This is a genomic window from Blastochloris tepida, assembly GCF_003966715.1.
In the GTDB taxonomy this organism is placed as follows: Bacteria; Pseudomonadota; Alphaproteobacteria; order Rhizobiales; family Xanthobacteraceae; genus Blastochloris; species Blastochloris tepida.
Genome location: NZ_AP018907.1, coordinates 371,046 through 383,132, shown reverse-complemented (window position 1 = coordinate 383,132; position 12,087 = coordinate 371,046). Strand labels below are relative to the sequence as shown.

13 protein-coding genes are annotated in these 12,087 nt (G+C 68.9%); 8 read left to right on the top strand and 5 right to left on the bottom strand.

What is annotated here, in order from left to right; genetic code table 11:
- Positions 1 to 2: 2 nt before the first annotated feature.
- Positions 3 to 554, top strand: coding sequence for a 2-oxoacid:acceptor oxidoreductase family protein (locus tag BLTE_RS01670; RefSeq protein WP_126397003.1), 552 nt, complete (start codon positions 3 to 5; stop codon positions 552 to 554).
- Between the two features lie 169 nt (positions 555 to 723).
- On the opposite strand, the gene BLTE_RS01665 is transcribed toward BLTE_RS01670, so the two are convergent.
- From BLTE_RS01665 to BLTE_RS01650, 4 genes are all read right to left on the bottom strand, one after another.
- Entirely contained in the window at positions 724 to 1,047 is a 324-nt protein-coding gene (locus BLTE_RS01665; RefSeq protein ID WP_126397001.1) for a high potential iron sulfur protein, read from the bottom strand.
- A gap of 245 nt (positions 1,048 to 1,292) precedes the next feature.
- Positions 1,293 to 2,249 carry a nickel/cobalt transporter gene (locus tag BLTE_RS01660; RefSeq protein ID WP_126396999.1) on the bottom strand — a complete coding sequence of 319 codons (957 nt, stop codon included), beginning with the start codon at positions 2,247 to 2,249 and terminating at the stop codon, positions 1,293 to 1,295.
- Positions 2,240 to 2,887, bottom strand: coding sequence for a DUF1007 family protein (locus BLTE_RS01655; RefSeq protein ID WP_126396997.1), 648 nt, complete (start codon positions 2,885 to 2,887; stop codon positions 2,240 to 2,242). Before BLTE_RS01655 ends, BLTE_RS01660 begins: the two co-directional genes overlap by 10 nt.
- Before the next feature lie 139 nt (positions 2,888 to 3,026).
- A complete protein-coding gene (locus tag BLTE_RS01650; RefSeq protein ID WP_126396995.1) occupies positions 3,027 to 3,572 on the bottom strand; it encodes a L,D-transpeptidase in 546 nt (181 codons plus the stop codon).
- Positions 3,573 to 3,839: 267 nt separating this feature from the next.
- Between BLTE_RS01650 and rimI the strand changes: the two genes are divergently transcribed.
- The 5 genes from rimI (at position 3,840) to BLTE_RS01625 (ending at position 9,416) form a co-directional block, all read left to right on the top strand.
- Positions 3,840 to 4,940, top strand: coding sequence for a ribosomal protein S18-alanine N-acetyltransferase (rimI, locus tag BLTE_RS01645; protein ID WP_126396993.1), 1,101 nt, complete (start codon positions 3,840 to 3,842; stop codon positions 4,938 to 4,940).
- Positions 4,941 to 4,942: 2 nt separating this feature from the next.
- Entirely contained in the window at positions 4,943 to 6,418 is a 1,476-nt protein-coding gene (locus BLTE_RS01640) for a RimK family protein (protein ID WP_126396991.1), read from the top strand.
- A gap of 382 nt (positions 6,419 to 6,800) precedes the next feature.
- Complete coding sequence (locus BLTE_RS01635) at positions 6,801 to 7,772, top strand: DMT family transporter (RefSeq protein WP_126401993.1); 972 nt, start codon at positions 6,801 to 6,803, stop codon at positions 7,770 to 7,772.
- The gene (locus BLTE_RS01630) at positions 7,693 to 8,628 is read left to right on the top strand and encodes a 2-hydroxyacid dehydrogenase (RefSeq protein WP_174769494.1); all 936 of its coding nucleotides are present in this window, start codon (positions 7,693 to 7,695) and stop codon (positions 8,626 to 8,628) included. Before BLTE_RS01635 ends, BLTE_RS01630 begins: the two co-directional genes overlap by 80 nt.
- A 68-nt stretch (positions 8,629 to 8,696) precedes the next feature.
- Entirely contained in the window at positions 8,697 to 9,416 is a 720-nt protein-coding gene (locus BLTE_RS01625) for a protease inhibitor Inh/omp19 family protein (protein ID WP_126396987.1), read from the top strand.
- Between the two features lie 16 nt (positions 9,417 to 9,432).
- Here BLTE_RS01625 and BLTE_RS01620 read toward each other — a convergent pair whose 3' ends face one another.
- On the bottom strand, positions 9,433 to 10,389 hold the full coding sequence (locus BLTE_RS01620) for an FkbM family methyltransferase (protein ID WP_126396985.1): 957 nt from the start codon (positions 10,387 to 10,389) through the stop codon (positions 9,433 to 9,435).
- A gap of 153 nt (positions 10,390 to 10,542) precedes the next feature.
- On the opposite strand from BLTE_RS01620, the gene map reads away from it, so the two are divergent.
- Both map and radC read left to right on the top strand, forming a co-directional pair.
- On the top strand, positions 10,543 to 11,367 hold the full coding sequence (gene map, locus BLTE_RS01615) for a type I methionyl aminopeptidase (protein ID WP_126396983.1): 825 nt from the start codon (positions 10,543 to 10,545) through the stop codon (positions 11,365 to 11,367).
- A 38-nt stretch (positions 11,368 to 11,405) separates the two neighbouring features.
- Positions 11,406 to 12,083, top strand: coding sequence for a RadC family protein (gene radC, locus BLTE_RS01610; protein ID WP_126401992.1), 678 nt, complete (start codon positions 11,406 to 11,408; stop codon positions 12,081 to 12,083).
- Positions 12,084 to 12,087: the final 4 nt, after the last annotated feature.

The following is a 12,087-nucleotide window of genomic DNA, read 5'->3' as shown; positions in this document are numbered from 1 at the left end:
CCATGACCGGAATGGAGCGCACCGAAATCCGCCTCGCCGGCTCCGGCGGCCAGGGCCTGATCCTGGGCATGCAGATCCTGTTCCGCGCGCTGGGCCTGGAAGGCAAGCGCGCCGCCCAGTCGCAGAGCTACGAGCCGACCTCGCGCGGCGGCTACTGCTATTCCGACCTGATCCTCGCCAGCGATCCGTCCGACTATCCGCTGGTCACCGGCCTCGACATGATCGCCGCCCTCTCCCAAGTGGGCATCGACCGCTCATTGCCGTTCATCAAGCCGGGCGCGCTGGTGATCGTCGACGAGCGCCTCGTCGAGACGCCGCCCACGGGCCCGTTCAATCTGCATGTGCTGCCGCTCAGCCAGCGCGCCGCCGCCATCGGCTCGCCGCGCATCGCCAACATCATCGCGCTCGGCGCGATGGCGAAGCTGTCGGGCGTGTGCGGCAAGGATTCGCTGGAGACCGCGGTGTGCCTGGAGACGCCGCCGAAATTCGCCGAGCTCAACATCGCCGCGGTGAAGGAAGGCTTCGCGATCGAGCGCCTCGCGCCCGCGGGGTGAGACCCGCCCGTCGTCCCGGGCAAGCACCGAAGGTGCACGACCCGGGACCGTTTTCCGTCCCGAGCAAGCCGGCGTAGGGCGGAATAGCGTCAGCGTATTCCGCCAATCGGTATCGCCGCATCCCGGTGCAATACGCTGTCGCTATTGCACCCTGCGGGCTGCGACCGTCTCACCGCCGGGCGCCGTAATAGAGCCTGCACACGCCCTCGGGGCTGTTCGCGCCCTCGACGACGGCGCAGTGGTTCGGCGACTTGAAGTTCGCGCAATTGGCGCAGCGCCTGCTGCCCGAGGCGACGTGATACTCGGCGTCGCGCTGCGTCGATTTCCGGGGCGTGTTGGCCTCGGCCCAGTCCGCCCAGCTCTGCCCCGGCGGCGGCCCGAAGGCGCCGGCCGGTCCGCTCGAAGCCGGGATGCCGATCAGCACCGCCGCAGCCGCGCCGGCGCCGCCGCGCAGCAGACCGCGCCGCGACGGGTTTTCGCAAGAGTATGTCATGGCAGTCGTCTTCCATTCCCCCGCCCGGAACCGAATCGCGGGCATGGCACGCTAGGCGCGAGGCACTGACGGCCGGGTGACGGGAGATGTCAGGGTTTTGTCAGCTTGATGCGAAATCCGGCCTGCAGGGCCGGAGGTTCGCATTCCGCTCGCCGAAAAATCCTCTTCCGACCAAGGGTTTTTCGGCGAGACCGTTTCCGGTATCCCGAAGGGATCAACCGGAAACCGTATGAGGCCGACGCCCCTCAAAACGGCATCACCCGCTCGGCGACCATGTAGCCGGCGAGCAGCGCCGCGCCGAACCCCGCCACCGCCAGCGCCGCCGCAAGCTCCAGCCCGCGCATCAGCGGCTCGCCCCGGCCGGAGCCGGCGGCGGCGAGCCGCACCGCAGACTGCTTGGCGAACACCGCCAGCGCCGCGATGGCCGCCACCGTCGTCGCCGTGCCGAGCGCCATGGCGAAGGTCGCCGCCACGCCGAGCCACAGCACGCCATTGGCCAGCGCGAACACCAGCACCACCAGCGCCCCCGAACACGGACGAAGCCCCACCGACAGCACCGCCGCGGCGGCGCGCGCCAGGCCGCCGGGTGCGGCGAGATCCGCCGGATCGAGATGGGCGGTATGATCGCAGCCCGGGCCGCAGCCCGCCACCGCGCCGCCGCGCCATGCTGTCCACAGCGCCCGGCCCTTGGTCCAGGTCAGCCACAGGCCGAGCCCGAGCACGCCGGCATAGGCCGTGGTCTCGATCACCTGGACCGTCGCCCCCATCTCGACCGCGGTCATGCGCACCATCGTCGCCGCAACGCCGACGAGCGCCACCGCAACGAGCGCCTGCACCATCGCAGAGGCGAACGCGAGCGCCGTACCGCGCCGCCATGTCGCCTCGTTTGCCAGCAGATAGGCCGAGATCACCGCCTTGCCGTGGCCGGGGCCGGCGGCATGGAACACCCCATAGGCGAGGCTCAAGGCCACGAGCCCGCCCGCCGCACTCGGGTCGCTGCGGGCCGCCCGGAGCGCCTGAGTCAGGCTGCGGTAGAACTCCGCCTGCACCGACAGGATCCAGCCGAGGATTCCGTCCGGCAGCGGCGGGGGCGGCTTGGGGCCGACGCCGAACGGCCCGCTCTGGGCCAGCGCCGGCACCGCCAGCAGCGCAATGGCGGCCAGCATCACGCCGGCCCGAACCGCGCGCCGGTTCACGGGCATGTCACCGTCGCACGGTTGGCGAACTGCGCACCGAAATCGCTGGAGGCGGTGAGGCTGTTGAAGAACGACTCGGACAGCGTCAGCGGCTGGCCGGGCTGCAGCGGCTTCGGCCGCTCGACCGCAACACGACAGCCGGCCGGCGCACCGGCGAGCGTGATCGCGTCATCGCCATCGGCAAAGGCGAACGACACGAACATCGTCGGATCATAGACTTCGAGCCGCAGGCTGCCCTTGGACGCCACCGGCTTCTGCAGCGGCAGCGTGAAGTGCAGCACCAGCACATCCTTCTGCTGCTCGAGGTAATACTCGGTCGGATCGGCGAAAGCGAGCTTGCGCGACCCGGCCTTGGCATAGGTGAAGTAGTCGAATTCCTTCAGGGATTCGACATTGGTCTTGGCAAGCTCGGCCAGCTCCTCGCGTGACAGTTTGCCGTCATGGTCGGCATCCAGCCCCTGCGATGCAAAGGCCGAGAACATGTCGTCGAATTCCCAGGTCAGCCGGATGCCGCTCACCGCGCCATCGGGAGTGTAGACCAGCTCGCTCTTGGCGATCACCCAGACGTGCGGATGGGCGCGCGCCGCACCCGGCACCAGCCCCGCCAGCACGAGGCCGAGAGCCGCGGCAAACGCCCAGCCCATCAATGACGTCCGGCGAGCTCCCATGGACTTCCGGCGAACTCCCATCCACGCTCCCCTTTGCGGCGTGGCAACGGGTGTCAGCCGGGAGTGCGGCGGAACGGTGGCCGCCCGCCGCAAGGGATGTCCGGTTCGGAAACGCTCAGCGCAGCACGATCACCGGCGCGCCGACATGGACGCGCTCATAGAGATCGACCACGTCCGAATTGTGCATGCGGAAGCAGCCATTGGACGAGGCGGTGCCGATCGACCACGGCTTGGTGGTGCCGTGGATGCGGTACTCGCTCCAGCCCAGATAGAGCGCGCGCACGCCGAGCGGATTGCCGGGGCCGCCCGGCATGTAGCTCGGCAGGGAAGGATTGGCGTTGCGCATGCGCGCCGTCGGCCGCCAGTCGGGATTGGCGCGCTTGGCCGAAACCCAGCTCTCGCCCGACCATTGCCGGATCGGCTCGCCGACCGCGATGGCGTAGCGGTAGGCCTTGCCGTTGCCGAGGGTCAGATAGAGCCGGCGCTCGGAGGTCTTCACCACCAGCGTGCCGGGCTCATAGGCCCCGTCGAAATCCACGAGCTGCGGCCCAGGCCGCACCGACCGGTCGCCGCGCTCCGTCGCCGCGAAGCTCTGCGTCGAGACCGCCACCGAAAGGATCACCGCCGCGGCGAGCGCGAGCACCGTATTCCGTTGCGCCATCAACATGGTCTTCCGCCCCACTGCTTACTCAACTGACTCTAAGACGCAGAAGCCCACCTTCAGGTTCATTTTTGCCACAATGAGGTCAAGCTCACGCTTGACCCGCGGGCTGTCCGGCTGCGCTCGGCCAACGCCACGATTTGACCACGTTGCGTTGAAAAGACGGTTAAACTCGTTACCCGACCGCTGCGCCGCCATCGGGCGGAACCGCCCGCCCGGCACATCCCGCGCCTCCTCGCCCGCGCCGTCTCGCGCCCCATTCCGGCCATGCTGCCAGCCACCATCCGGCCTGCCCATCTCGACGATCTCGACGCGCTGGCCGCGCTCGAAACGCGAGTGTTCGCCACCGACCGGCTGTCGCGCCGCTCGTTCCGCCACTTCCTCACCGAGGACCGCGACGAGCTATTGGTGGCCGAGCAGGAGGGCGGCGTCGTCGGCTATGCCCTGGTGATCTTCCGGCGCGGCACCGCGCTCGGGCGGCTCTACTCGATCGCGGTGGCACCGGAGGCCGCCGGCCACGGCATCGGCCGGGCGCTGCTGCAGGCGGCGGAGGCCGCGGCGGAGGCGCGCGACTGCCTGTTCCTGCGGCTGGAGGTGCGCGAGGACAACGCCACCGCCATCGCCCTCTACCGCGCCAGCGGCTACCGCCAGATCGCCCGCGTCGCCGATTATTACGAGGACCACGAACCGGCGCTGCGGCTGGAGAAGCGGCTGCTGGCCGAGGTGGCGCCGCCGGTCGAGGCCCCGCCTTACTTTCAACAAACCACCGATTTCACATGCGGGCCGGCGTGCATGCTGATGGCGCTCGCCTGGGCCGACCGGTCGCTCCGCCCGAGACGGTCGCTCGAACTCAAGCTGTGGCGCGATTCGACGACGATCTTCATGACGTCCGGCCCCGGCGGGTGCGATCCCTATGGCCTTGCAGTCACCCTCAAGCATCGCGGACTCGACCCCGAGGTGCGGGTGTCGCATGCTGGCCCCTATTTCCTTGATGGCGTGCGCTCTCCCGAGAAGAAGGACGTGATGCGCGTCGTCCAGGAAGGCTTCCGCGAGGAGGCGCACGATCTCGGCATTTCCGATTCGGCCGGGCCGCTCGCCGATTTCGGCGCGGTGCTTGACGGGGCTACGCTCGCGCTTGTCCTGGTGTCCGGCTACCGCATGTACCGCCGCAAGGAGCCGCACTGGGTGCTGGCGTTCGGCCGCGACGAGCGCCACATCTTCGTTCACGATCCATGGCTGGAGGCCGAGTCGCGCGAGAGTTTCATCGCCGCCGCCAACCTGCCCATTCCCACCGCCGAGTTTCACCGCATGGCGCGCTTCGGCCGTGACAATCTCCGCGCCGCGGTTCTGGTCCGAAAGGGACGCTGACCATGAACGGTTGGGTGATCATCGTCGATCAGCCCAAGGACTTCCGCAACGCCGACACGCCCCACAAGGTCATCACCACGAGCGATTATCTCGCCCGTCCGCGGCTGTTCGACAGCGAACGTCCCAAGCTCATCAATCTGTCGCGCTCCTACAACTACCAGAGCCAGGGCTACTACGCCTCGCTCTTGGCCGAGGCGCGCGGCCACCGGGTGATGCCGACCGTCGAGACGATGCTGGAGCTGCGCGAATCCAAGCTCTACGAAAAGGCGCTGCCCGAGCTTGAGGACGAGCTGAACCGCTGCGCCCGCAAGACCGGCTGGCAGCCCGAGGCCGACCACAAGCTGATGGTGTGCTTCGGCCGCATCGCCGACGAGCGTTTCGAGTCGTTCGCCAAGCTGCTGTTCGACTGGTGCCGCTGCCCGGCGATCGAGGTGTCGCTGGAGCCCGGCAGCGCGGAGAACACCTGGATCTCGATCGAGCGCCTGCGCGCCCGCCCCATCACCAAGCTGGAGAACGGCGACGTCAAGTTCTTCGCCGAGGCCCTGCACGCCTACACCAAGCGCGACTGGCGGCGCCCCAAGGCGCGCGCCGTCGCCAAGTACGACCTCGCGGTGCTGCACGATCCGCAGGAGAAGCTGCCGCCGAGCTCGACGTCGACGCTGCACCATTTCGCCCGCGTCGCCGACAAGATGTCGGTCGAGGTGCAGACCATCACCAAGCGCCAGCTTTCCGACCTCGCCGAATACGACGCGCTGTTCATCCGCGAGACCACCTCGATCAACAACCACACCTACCGCTTCGCCCGCCGCGCGGTGCAGGAGGGCATGCCGGTCATCGACGATCCGATCTCGATGATCCGCTGCACCAACAAGGTCTATCTGATGGAGCTGCTCGCCGGGCACGAGGTGGCGATGCCGCCCTCGCTCCTGCTGTCGGGTGAGGATGGCGAGCTGGAGCGGGCGATCGATACGCTCGGCCTGCCGCTGGTGGTGAAGATTCCCGACGGCTCGTTCTCGCGCGGCGTCTACAAGGTCTCGACCGTCGCGGAACTGACGCGTGTCGTCGAGCACATGTTCGACGACACCGACCTCGTCATCGCCCAGAAGTTCATGCCGACCGAATACGACTGGCGGGTCGGCATGCTGGGCGGCGAGCCGCTGTTCGCCTGCCAGTACATGATGGCGCGCGGCCACTGGCAGATCCTCAAGCACGAGCCCGGCGGCACCGCCCGGGAGGGCGGCTTCCGTACCCTGCCGCTCAATGGTGCGCCGCGCGAGGTGCTGGACCTCGCCATCCGCGCCACCCGCCCGATCGGCAACGGCCTCTATGGCGTCGACATCAAGCAGACCGGCAGCGGGCTCTACGTCATCGAGGTCAACGACAACCCCAACATCGAGCACGGCGTCGAGGACGCCGCCGAGAAGGACGAGGTGTGGCGGCGCCTGCTGGGCTGGTTCATCCACAAGCTGGAGGCGTGATCCGAAATCGCGCCGAGCGAGCCGGCATGGTCCTGGATCCCCTTTCCTCGCATGGCTTCGCCATGCTCGCCGGGGATGACTGGCTGAGGCTCTCAACAGCGGTTCGTCCCCCAGACAATGCGTGCCGGCCCCGTGCCCGTCGCCCCCGGCGACCGCCGTCAGGCGGTCGGGAAAGGGGCCCAGGGAACGCGCCCAGACTTGCCGTGATCGGGCTTGCCGCGATTGTTGTTGCCCTGATCGGTCCTGCCATGATTGTTGGAGCCGCCTTGCCTGACCCGGCCGACTGCCGCCCTCCGTCCCCCGAATCCCCGTGACCGCCTCCGCCCCTCCTCCGGTCGTCGTGACCCAGCCGCGGCGGCAGCGCCTCGCCGGCATCGCCCTGATGTGCGCGGCGCTCGCCTGCTTCTGCTGCCTCGACACCTCCGCCAAATGGCTCAGCCTCCACATGGACACGCTCCAGGTGGTGTGGGCGCGCTATGCCGCGGCCTTCCTGCTGACCCTAATCGTCGTCAATCCCTGGACGGTGCCCGGCCTGATCCGCACCCGGCGGCCGGCGCTGCAACTCGGCCGCTCGGCGCTGCTCCTGGCCTCGACGGTGCTCAATTTCATGGCGCTGCGCTATCTGCGCCTCGACCAGACCATGTCGATCGTCTTCACCACGCCGTTCTTCGTCGCGGTGCTGGCCGGGCCGATCCTCGGCGAATGGATCGGCTGGCGGCGCTGGCTGGCGATCCTGGTCGGGTTCTGCGGCGTCTTGGTGATCACCCGGCCCGGCCTCGGCGACGTCCATTGGGCCGCCGGCCTGTCGCTGCTCGGGGCGGTGGCCTACGCGGTCTACAACATCTCGACCCGCGTGCTCGCGGGTTACGATTCGACGCTGACCACGCTGTTCTATTCCAATCTGGTCGGCTTCCTGGTCACCTCGGTGCCGCTGCCCCTGGTGTGGGTGGCGCCCGACGAGCCGCTGCAGATCGCCGCCATGGTGGCGGTGGGCGCCTTCGGCAGCATCGGCCACTGGCTGCTCATCAAGGCCCACCGCAAGGCGCCGGCCGGCGTGCTGGCGCCGTTCATCTATACCCAGATCGTCTGGATGGTGATCGCCGGCTATCTGGTGTTCGGCGACCTGCCGGACCTGTGGACAGTCGCCGGCAGCGCCATCGTCATCGCCTCGGGCCTGTATTTGATCTATCGCGAGCGGGCCCGCCGCACGGCCGCGCCAGATGGAGACCTGCATGACCGACACCCTGCCCCGGATCCTGGTGCCCCGGCCCCTGATGCCGATGGTTCTCGACCAACTCGGCCGGCGCTTCCATCTGATCCGGCAGTGGGAGCCGGGCGGCGAGACGGCGCTTGAGGCGGCCGCCCCGCACATCCGCGGCCTCGCCTCCACCGTGGGCGGCGCGCCGGTCGATGAAGCGCTGCTCGACCGCCTGCCGAAGCTCGAGATCATCGCCAGTTTCGGAGTGGGCTACGACCATATCGACGCCGCGGCTGCCGGCCGGCGCGGCGTGGTGGTGACCAACACCCCCGACGTGCTGACCGAGGAGGTGGCCGACGCCGCGCTCGGCCTGCTGATCAGCACGGTGCGCCAGCTGCCGCAGGCCGAGCGTTATCTGCGCGCCGGCAAGTGGCATGAGGCGAACTTTCCGCTGAGCCCCTCGCTGCGCGACCGCGTTGTCGGCATCTACGGCATGGGGCGCATCGGCCGGGCCATCGCCCGCCGGCTCGACGCCTTCGGCGTGCCGGTGGCCTATTTCAGCCGCACCGCCCACGCCGACATGCCCTACCCCTACTATCCCGACCTCGTCTCGCTCGCCCGCAACGTCGACACGCTGATCGCCATCGCCCCGGGCACGCCGGAGACCCGCAACGCCATCAATGCCGAGGTGCTGGCCGCCCTCGGGCCGCGCGGCATCCTGATCAATGTCGCCCGCGGCTCGGTGGTCGACGAGCCGGCGCTGATCGAGGCGCTGAAGACCCGCACTATCCTCTCCGCCGGGCTCGACGTGTTCGCCGATGAGCCGAACGTGCCGGCCGAGCTGATCGCCATGGACCATGTGGTGCTGCTGCCGCATGTCGGCTCGGCCGCGCTCTACACCCGCGAGGCCATGGCGCAGCTCACGATCGACAATCTGGTGAGCTGGTTCGATGGGCGCGGCCCGTTAACCCCGGTACCGGAAACGCCGTGGCGGAATTCGCGCGACGCGTGATATTTTGTTGCCCAAATCGGGGTTCATCGTTTGAATCCATAAGGTTTGGATCTGCTGGGACTGAGGGCATGCGCGCATTTCTGCTTCTTCTGGCCTTGTCCTTGGCCAGCCCCACCGCCGCCGAGACCGCCAAGCCGCCGAAGGTGCCCGAAGCGGCGCCGGTCATGAAGGTGCCCGACGAGGTGCGCGACCTCGCTGGGGCATTCGAGATCACCGATGCCGAATCGACCCGCCGCTGCGCGATGACCCTGGACATCCGCGTGCAGAATGGCGGCTTCGGCTTGGCGTTCGACAAGCCGGCCTGTTCCGCCGCCATGCCCTTCCTGACGACGGTGACCGCCTGGGCGCTGGGCCCGGCCGGCGCCATCCGCCTCATCGACGGCGCCGGCCGCACCGTGGCCGAGTTCGGCGAGACCGAGGACGGCCTGTTCGAGATGGCGCGCTCCGGCGAGGGCATCTTCTTTCTGGCGCGCGCCGGCGGCTCGGAGCCGCCCGGCCCGGTGCCGGCCGATCTCGCCGGCACCTGGAGCTTCGCCCGCCAGCCGGACCGGCCGATCTGCAAGGTGACGCTGACTGAGGAGCCGGCCGCCGCCGACACCTTCAAGCTGTCGCTCGCCACGGGCTGCGACCAGACCATCACGTCGTTTGCCCCGGTGTCGTGGCGGATCGAGCGCGCCGACGTGGTGATCCTCTCAAGCCGCGGCGACCAGCTCCGCTTCGAGCAGACCGAGGACAATGTCTGGCGCAAGGTACCCGAGGGCAACCGGCCGCTGCTGCTGATCCGCTGAGCGGACCGCCGCGCCTTCAGCGCGACGCCATCCGCTGTTCGCCAGCAGCCGGCGCCTCCGGAGACTCTTTTTCTTCACGGGAAGGGTCCTGCGCGCCGCCGGCCGCGGCCTCGTCCGGCCGCTCATAGAGCCGCTTCAGCCGCGAGGTGCCGCGCAGCACATAGCCGTGCTCGGCCAGCAGCGCGTGAACGTCGGAGTGCCAGAGGTCAGGTCGGTTGGCCAGGATCAGCAGCGCCGGCCAGCGCGCCGCCGGCGCGCTGCGGAAGAACGGCAGCAGCACCAGGTCTTCCGCCCCCTCGACATCGATCTTCATGGCGTCGATGCGATCGATGCCCTCGCTATCCAGGATCCGGTTCAGGGGCGCCGCCGGCACCGTGACGCTGGCGCCCTCGCCGGCATCGAAGCCGAGCACCTTGACGCTCGATTCGCCCTTGTTGCGCGCCGCCAGGAACAGCGTCAGCGGCCCTTCCCGGTCGGCCACCGCGACCGACAGCGCCTTCACCCCGCAGCCGGGATTGGCCCCGATATTGAAGCACAGCCGGTCGAACACGACCGGTTGCGGCTCGATCGCCAGAAGCCGGCCGTGCCCCCTGGTGCGCGCCGCCACGAACAGGCTGTAGCCGCCGATATTGGCGCCGATATCGACGAAGGTGACATCGAGGCCGCAGCCGATCCGCTGGTCGATGAACGCAGCCAGCGCCGCCCGCTCGACCGGGTCGAAATACTGCGGCGTGAACAGGATGCGCTTTTCGCAGACATTGTTGAACGGATAGAGCCGGAAGCGCGCGCCCATCGATTCGACGTCGAGCGGCCGGCCGGCCAGACGCATGGTCACCAGCCGCCGCAGCGTGAACGCGAGGCGCCGGTACAGCCAACGGTCGGGAATGCGGCGGGTCAGGCGGATGATGCGCGAGGCGAAAGCGCCGGGCTCGCAGGCGCCGTAAGGGCTGGAGTCGTTGTCGCGTTCCGGCAATCCCGAACTCCAGTGCGGTTGGCCTCCGGCAGGACAGCGCGGCCGCGGCCGCCTGAAACCTGCGACGCATCCTTGCGCGAGCCTGCCGATCGCCTACATTGCCCGAACCGGCGAGGCAAGAGGCAGCCGCCGCCCGGTTTCGAGTGCAACCGAATGACCTATGTCGATGCAACCGTCGCGCCGCTTCGCAAGAACGGCCAGATCAAGCTCCACGGGCACGCCGACTTCAACGGCATGCGCAAGGCCGGCCGTCTGGTGGCCGAGGCGCTGGACCTGATCACCCCGATGATCCAGCCGGGGGTGGCCACCGACGCCATCGACCGGGCGGTGTTCGAGTTCGCCATGGACCACGGCGCGCTGCCGGCGACGCTGATGTACCGCGGCTACCGCAAGTCGACCTGCACCTCGATCAACCATGTGGTCTGCCACGGCATCCCCAACGACAAGCCGCTGCGCGAGGGCGACATCGTCAATGTCGACGTCACCCTGATCCTCGACGGCTGGCACGGCGATTCCAGCCGGATGTACCCGGTGGGCGAGATTCCCCGCCGCGCCGAGAAGCTGATCGAGACCACCTACGAGGCGATGATGCGCGGCATTGCCGTGATCAAGCCGGGGGCGACGGTCGGCGACATCGGCGCCGCCATCCAGGATTTCGTCGAGCCGCGCCACATGAGCGTGGTGCGCGATTTCTGCGGCCACGGCCTGGGGCGCCTGTTCCATGACGAGCCGAACATCGTCCATGTCGGCCGCCCCGGCGAAGGGGCGGTGCTGAAGCCCGGGATGTTCTTCACCGTCGAGCCGATGATCAATCTCGGCCGGGCGCATGTGAAGGTGCTGTCAGACGGCTGGACCGCGGTGACCCGCGACCGCTCGCTGTCGGCGCAGTTCGAGCATGCGGTTGGCGTCACCGAGACCGGCGTCGAGATCTTCACGCTGTCGCCCAAGGGGCTGCACAAGCCACCCTACGACGTGTGAGGCCAGCCGTGGCCTGGGCCCCGAAATCGCCGCCGGGGATGTCGGAGCCGCATTTCGCCGGCCACCGCGCACGCCTGCGCGCCCGCTTCTTGGAAGCCGGCCCCGACGCCCTGCCCGACTACGAGCTGCTCGAACTGGTGCTGTTCCGCGCGCTGCCGCGACAGGACACCAAGCCGCTGGCCAAGGCCCTGCTCAGCCGCTTCGGCTCGTTCGCCGAGGTGCTGTCCGCGCCCCCGGCGCGGCTGGTGGAGGTGGAAGGCGTCGGCGAGGCGGTGGCGGCGGAGCTGAAGATCATCCAGGCGGCGGCCCAGCGCCTCGCCAGGGGCGCGGTCAGGGATCGCCCGGTGCTGGGCTCCTGGTCGCAGGTGCTGGACTTCTGCCGCGCCGCGATGGCCTTCGCCGAGCGCGAGGAGTTCCGGATTCTGTTCCTCGACAAGCGCAACCAGCTCATCGCCGACGAGGTGTTGTCGCGCGGCACCATCGACCACACCCCGGTCTATCCGCGCGAGGTGGTCAAGCGCGCCCTGGAACTGTCGGCGAGCGCCTTGATCCTGGTGCACAATCACCCCTCGGGCGATCCCACCCCCTCCACCGCCGACATCCACATGACCTGCAAGATCGTCGAGGCCGCGGCGCCGCTCGGCATCACGCTGCACGACCATCTGATCATCGGCAAGAACGGCCACGCCTCTTTCCGCGGCCTGGGGCTGATGTGAGACG

What these genes read in the sequence shown, in the direction of transcription:
- BLTE_RS01625 (WP_126396987.1), top strand. Translation starts at nt 8,697, where the DNA reads ATGCGCGCATTTCTGCTTCTTCTGGCCTTGTCCTTGGCCAGCCCCACC.
- BLTE_RS01635 (WP_126401993.1), top strand. Translation starts at nt 6,801, where the DNA reads ATGTGCGCGGCGCTCGCCTGCTTCTGCTGCCTCGACACCTCCGCCAAA.
- BLTE_RS01670 (WP_126397003.1), top strand. Translation starts at nt 3, where the DNA reads ATGACCGGAATGGAGCGCACCGAAATCCGCCTCGCCGGCTCCGGCGGC.
- BLTE_RS01640 (WP_126396991.1), top strand. Translation starts at nt 4,943, where the DNA reads ATGAACGGTTGGGTGATCATCGTCGATCAGCCCAAGGACTTCCGCAAC.
- rimI (WP_126396993.1), top strand. Translation starts at nt 3,840, where the DNA reads ATGCTGCCAGCCACCATCCGGCCTGCCCATCTCGACGATCTCGACGCG.
- radC (WP_126401992.1), top strand. Translation starts at nt 11,406, where the DNA reads ATGTCGGAGCCGCATTTCGCCGGCCACCGCGCACGCCTGCGCGCCCGC.
- map (WP_126396983.1), top strand. Translation starts at nt 10,543, where the DNA reads ATGACCTATGTCGATGCAACCGTCGCGCCGCTTCGCAAGAACGGCCAG.
- BLTE_RS01630 (WP_174769494.1), top strand. Translation starts at nt 7,693, where the DNA reads ATGCCGATGGTTCTCGACCAACTCGGCCGGCGCTTCCATCTGATCCGG.
- BLTE_RS01660 (WP_126396999.1), bottom strand. Translation starts at nt 2,249, where the DNA reads ATGCCCGTGAACCGGCGCGCGGTTCGGGCCGGCGTGATGCTGGCCGCC.
- BLTE_RS01655 (WP_126396997.1), bottom strand. Translation starts at nt 2,887, where the DNA reads ATGGGCTGGGCGTTTGCCGCGGCTCTCGGCCTCGTGCTGGCGGGGCTG.
- BLTE_RS01650 (WP_126396995.1), bottom strand. Translation starts at nt 3,572, where the DNA reads ATGGCGCAACGGAATACGGTGCTCGCGCTCGCCGCGGCGGTGATCCTT.
- BLTE_RS01665 (WP_126397001.1), bottom strand. Translation starts at nt 1,047, where the DNA reads ATGACATACTCTTGCGAAAACCCGTCGCGGCGCGGTCTGCTGCGCGGC.